The organism is Kitasatospora sp. NPDC059571, assembly GCF_042735675.1.
In the GTDB taxonomy this organism is placed as follows: domain Bacteria; phylum Actinomycetota; class Actinomycetes; order Streptomycetales; family Streptomycetaceae; genus Kitasatospora.
Genome location: NZ_JBHWBW010000503.1, coordinates 1 through 5583, shown reverse-complemented (window position 1 = coordinate 5583; position 5583 = coordinate 1). Strand labels below are relative to the sequence as shown.

Genomic DNA, 5583 nt, shown 5'->3' with positions numbered 1-5583 from the left:
GGCCGCGGACCGTCCGGCGACCGGCGGGGCCCCCGCCCCCCCGCGCCTCACTCCCAGGGCCACCGGCCCCGCTGCCCGGCCTCCAGCAGCGGCACGAGCCGGAAGGCCGCGTCGGAGAGGCCGCCGAAGGTGTGCCGGTGCGGACCGGTCGGGGTGTGGCCGGTGGCGTAGCCGCACAGGTTCCAGGTGTAGACCGGCACCTCGTCGGGGACGGGTGCGAACGGGTCCGCCGTCTGCGACCGGTGCGGCTGCTCGTCGGTCACGACCACCACGCGGTCGTGCCCGCTGTAGTGGCGGGCGACCGCGGCGGCCGTCGCGGTGCCACCGAGGTCGTGGAAGCGCCCGACCGTGCGCAGCACGCTGTCGCCGGGCGCGAGCGGCACGACGTGGCTGCCGGTGCCGAACTCGACGAGGTCGGCCTGCTCGGCCCGCAGGGCGAGGGCGGTGCCGAACACCGCGGCGGCGTCCGCCCGGGTGAGCTCCGTCCCCTTCTCGGACTCCCAGAACATCGACCCCGAGCGGTCCACCAGGACGAGGGTGCGGCCGGGCAGGGCCGGGACGTTGGCGAGCGAGTGGCCGAGCGCGGTCTCCAGCGCCTGCTCCCAGCGCGGCCCGGGCGCGGCGCGGTGGGCCGCCAGGAAGCGGAACGGGAACTGCCGCGAGCGCGCGACCTCCGCCGGATCGGCGATCCGCCGGGCCACCTCGGCGGCGGCGGTGTCCGAGATCCCGGCGCGGTCGAAGTTGCGCAGGTTCCTGACCAGCGCCATCGCCCCCATCGACGGGATCACCGCCTCCCACACCGCGGCGTCGAGCGGCCCCTGGAGCCAGCCCGCCAGCGCCTCCCAGGTCATCCCGGCGGCGGCCAGCCGGTAGGCCCCGCCGGGGCCGGTGACCAGCGCGTACCGCCGGTCGACGGGGGTGTCCAGCAGGGCGTGGTGCGCCTCCAGCAGCTGCTCCCCGGGCGGCGGCACGGCGCGGTCGGGGTGGTGCCGCCGGTCGAGCGCGTACCGGAACAGCCCGCCCTGCCACGGCCGGTCGGCCGCCGGCGCCGGGTGGGTCAGCTCCAGCACGTCGGCGAAGCGGAAGGCGTACGAGGGCGTGTCGTACTTGAGCAGTGCCCGGCCGGTGTAGAGCCGGCGGACGGCGTCCGCCACCCCGCGCCTGAGCGGCTGCGGCAGCCGGCGGCCGTACCGGGACGTCCAGTGGGCCAGCAGCTCACCGGGCTCGTCGGGACGCCGGAGGACGGCGTCCACCGCCTGCCGGGAGAAGCCCGCGGCCCGCGCCTCGGTCCGCGCCCGGACGAACTCGACGGCGCCCACCACGGCCGCCGTACGGATCCTCGCCTCGGAACGCAGCCAGCGGAGCAGGCCGATGGTCCACTGCGGGTCCTCGACGGCGAACCGGCGGACCAGCTGCGCGAACCGCATGTCCCGGGCGCCGGCGCTCTCGTAGAAGGTGTGCTGCCCTGCCATGTGGGTGACCGCCAGCAGGAACAGCTCCGACCTCGGCTCCCTCAGGAACCCGATCCCGCCCTGGTGGTTGAGGGTCGTGCCGTCCGGTTGGCCGACCCTCGCCCCGGCGGCGATCACCGACGGCCGGAACGCCTGCCGCGAGACCGGGATCCACCTCCCGTGGACGGAGAGCGGGGAGGTCGCCCCGCCTGCGGTCAGTCCCGGAATCTCGGCCTGGATCTCTGCCCTGGCTTCGGACTTGGTCCGCTGGCGGTTGAACCGGGTCATGCAGAAGTCCCCCTGGTGGGTGGCGGATCGGAGCAGGCACGCAGCATCAGGTGCATACGGTGGCAGGAACGGGAGCGGGCGCAGCAGGGCGCGGAGCGGCCGTCGGCCGGGCGTGGCGCGCCTCCCGGGATCAGTGAGGGGCGCCGGTGTGGTCTCAGGAAGTAACCGGGGCCCGGCGCATCGGGAGGCGCCTGACGGCACAGTACCCACCGCCGCCCTGCGCCGTCATCCGATTAATGGCGAGGACGGCGCCGAGGCACCGTCGGACCTGCCACCGCCGCGGCCGAGCGGCTCCGGCACCCGCCCGGCCCGGGCCGCCGGGCAGGTCAGTCGGCCGGCTCCCACACGGGCAGCCACACGTCGTTCGGGGCGCCGTCGGCGGTGCAGGTGTACTGGACGAGGGCGTTGCCCACGCCCACCGCGCCGCGGACGTTGAGGCACTTGCCGCTGGACTTGGCGACGATCTGGTAGCCGATGCCCTTCGGTACGAGCTTCCACTGCTCGTTGTCGTAGCCGCCGCAGGTGTAGATGATCACCGGGGTGCCGTCGGCCGTCCCGCCGCCCTGCACGTTGAGGCACTTGCCGCTCGCGAACGACGTGAACCGGTAGTAGCCGCCGCCCGTCGGTGTGGCCTCCCAGCGCTCGTTGGGCTGCCCGGTCCAGGGGTACTGGATGACCGGCGTGCCGTTCGCGGTGGCGCCGCCCTGCACGTTCGCCACCTGCCTCGGGTCGGCCGCCAGCCGCAGCGACAGCCGGTCCACGGTGACCGCCCTGGTGGAGCGGGCGCTGCCGGACTGCGCCGAGGCGGCCGGGGCCAGCGCGGTGAGCAGCAGTGCCGCTCCCGCGACCAGCACCGATTTCCGAATCAATGGCGACATCGTCTCTCCTGACGCTCCGGGCCGGAACCTCCGGCCGCGGGTCGAGCCTGACGGCCGGTCGGACACCGGGTCCGCGGGAAACGCCGGGATGTTCCTGCGTGGGCGAACAATTCCCCTGAACGGCCGTCACGAGCGGGCGGGCCGGGATCCCGGCGGCGCGGCCCGCGGCGTGACCGGCCGGACGCGCCCGGTCACGGCTCCGGGCGTCCTCCGGCGCTCCCGGGGAGCGGATCCGGCCGCCGGACGGCCGGTGTCCGGGCGGTCCGTCCCGGTCGCGGCCGGGACGCTGCGCGCAGGCCCTAGAATTGACCGGGGCCCGTGCGACCGGAGGTCGGGCCCGGCAGGTACGGAGAGGCATCGCCGGCCTGATGCCACCCCGTACCCGAGGAAGCCCGTGAGCAACGAACAGCCCGTTCCCGTCCAGCAGGTCCTCAAGGAGGCCGGCCGCCGCCGCACCTTCGCCGTGATCAGCCACCCGGACGCCGGCAAGTCCACGCTCACCGAGGCGCTCGCCCTGCACGCCCGGGCCATCACCTCCGCGGGCGCGGTGCACGCCAAGGGCGGCCGCCGCGGCGTCACCAGCGACTGGATGGAGCTGGAGCGCGAGCGCGGCATCTCGGTGACCTCCGCGGCGCTCCAGTTCGACCACCGCGACCACGTGATGAACCTGGTCGACACCCCCGGCCACGCCGACTTCTCCGAGGACACCTACCGGGTGCTGGCGGCCGTCGACTGCGCGATCATGCTGGTCGACGCGGCCAAGGGCCTGGAGGAGCAGACCCGCAAGCTCTTCGCGGTCTGCCGCCACCGCGGCGTCCCGGTGATCACCTTCATCAACAAGTGGGACCGCCGCGGCCGCGACGCGCTCACCCTGCTGGAGGACATCGAGAACGTCCTCGGCATCACCCCGGTGCCGGTCGTCTGGCCGGTCGGCGCCGCGGGCAACCTGCGCGGGCTGGTCGAGGCCGAGAACACCGACGAGATGCTGCGCTACACCAAGGTCCCGGCGGGCACCCACGCCGCCCTGGAGGAGCGGCTGACCGCCGAGCAGGCCGCCGAGCAGGAGGGCGAGGACTGGGAGAACGCGCTGGAGGAGCTGGAGCTGGTGCTCTCCTCCGGCCCGGGCTACGACCAGGAGGCCTTCGAGGCCGGCAAGATCAGCCCGGTCTTCTTCGGCGCCGCGCTCACCAACATCGGTGTGAAGCTGCTGCTGGACGCCGTGGTCGACCTGGCCCCGGCGCCCGCGCCGCGCCCGCTGGCCAAGGGCGGCGCCCGCGAGGTCTCCGACGAGTTCTCCGGCGTGGTCTTCAAGATCCAGGCGAACATGGACCCGGCCCACCGCGACCGGATCGCCTTCGTCCGGGTCTGCTCCGGTGTGTTCGAGCGCGGCATGAACGTCACCCGCGCCGCCAGCGGCCGGTCCTTCGCCACCAAGTACGCCTCGACCGTCTTCGGCGCCGAGCGCACGGTGGTCGACCGGGCCTTCCCCGGCGACGTGGTCGGCCTGATCAACGCCGCCGCACTGCGCGTCGGCGACACCCTCTACACCGGCCGCAAGGCGGAGTTCCCCGGTCTGCCGGCGTTCGCCCCGGAGTACTTCGCGGTGGCGCGGCCCAAGGACATCAGCCGCTCCAAGCAGTTCCGCAAGGGCGTCTCGCAGCTGGACGAGGAGGGCGTGATCCAGGTGCTGGTCTCCGACCGGCGCGGCGACCAGGCGCCGGTGATGGCCGCGGTCGGCCCGATGCAGTTCGACGTCGTGCTGCACCGGATGGAGCACGAGTTCTCCTCGCCGATCACCCTGGACCGGCTCTCCTACCAGCTGGCCCGGGTCACCGACGCCCAGGGCGCCGAGGAGCTGGCCAAGGCCCGGCTGACCGACGCCGAGGTGCTCACCCGACGCTCGGACGACGCGCTGCTGGCGCTCTTCGCCGACAAGTGGCACCTGAACGCCTTCCAGCGGGCCAAGCCCGACATCCTGCTCCAGCCGCTGATCGCCACCGCGGACTGACCGCGCAGGACTGCGCCGACCGACGGCCCCGCCCCTCCCGGGCGGGGCCGTCGCGCTGCGCGGCCACGGTTTGCGCAGGCTGATCTGTGCAGCACTCGCTGGACAGTTTCACCTGATGGTTCTAGCGTGGGAGGCATGGCAGAGACCACCGCAGGCGAGACCCGGTCCGCAGCCGCCGCCCGAACGGCGCCGGCCCGGCGGATGCGCCTGCCCCGGTGGCGGCCCGGCCGTACGGGCGGCGCACCGGGAGCCTTCGACCGCAGGCTGCTCGCGCCGATGATCCTCGGCTCGGTCCTCAACCCGGTGAACTCCTCGATCATCTCGGTCTCCCTGGTGCCGATCGGGGCGGCCTTCGGCGCACCGCCCTCCCGGACCGCCTGGCTGGTCGCCGCGCTCTACCTCGCCACCGCGATCGGCCAGCCCGTGGTCGGCCGGCTGGTCGACCTGTACGGGCCGCGCCGCCTCTACCTGGTCGGCACCTCGCTGACCGGCGTCGCCGGGCTGGCCGGCATGCTCGCCCCGAACCTGGGCGTGCTGATCGCCGCCCGGGTGCTGCTCGGGTTCGGTACCTGCGCGGGCTATCCGGCCTCGATGCACCTCATCCGCAGCGAGGCCCGCCGCACCGGCCACGACAGCCCCGCCGGGGTGCTCACCGCGCTCTCGGTCGCCAACCAGACCGTCGCCGTCGTCGGCCCGGTCCTCGGCGGGCTGCTGGTCGGCCTGGGCGGCTGGCGCTCCACGCTCGCCGTCAACATCCCGCTGTCGATCGCCTGCCTGGTCCTGGGCCGCCGTCGGCTGCCGCACAGCCTCCCCGCCCGGGCCGAGGCCCGGCCCGGGGGGGGGGCCCCCCCCCCCCCCCCCCCCCCGCGCGGGGGGGGGGCGCCCCCCCCCCCCCCCCCGCGCGGCCGGGGGGGGCCCGGCGGGGCGGCGCCGCGGGGGGCGGGTGTGTGTGGGGGCG

General features: G+C 75.0%; 4 protein-coding genes. 2 read left to right on the top strand and 2 right to left on the bottom strand.

The window, feature by feature from the left end:
* Nucleotides 1-47: 47 nt before the first annotated feature.
* Nucleotides 48-1739, bottom strand: coding sequence for a TROVE domain-containing protein (locus tag ACFV0G_RS34050; protein WP_380556336.1), 1692 nt, complete (start codon nucleotides 1737-1739; stop codon nucleotides 48-50).
* A gap of 326 nt (nucleotides 1740-2065) precedes the next feature.
* Nucleotides 2066-2617: an RICIN domain-containing protein gene (locus ACFV0G_RS34045; protein ID WP_380556334.1), complete on the bottom strand. Its 552-nt coding sequence runs from the start codon at nucleotides 2615-2617 to the stop codon at nucleotides 2066-2068.
* A gap of 394 nt (nucleotides 2618-3011) precedes the next feature.
* Here ACFV0G_RS34045 and ACFV0G_RS34040 point away from each other — a divergent pair, with 394 nt between their 5' ends.
* Together ACFV0G_RS34040 and ACFV0G_RS34035 are read left to right on the top strand one after the other, a co-directional pair.
* Complete coding sequence (locus ACFV0G_RS34040) at nucleotides 3012-4625, top strand: peptide chain release factor 3 (protein ID WP_380556332.1); 1614 nt, start codon at nucleotides 3012-3014, stop codon at nucleotides 4623-4625.
* 201 nt (nucleotides 4626-4826) lie between these two features.
* Nucleotides 4827-5583: MFS transporter (locus tag ACFV0G_RS34035; protein ID WP_380556338.1), on the top strand; the 757-nt coding region annotated here is incomplete at its 3' end.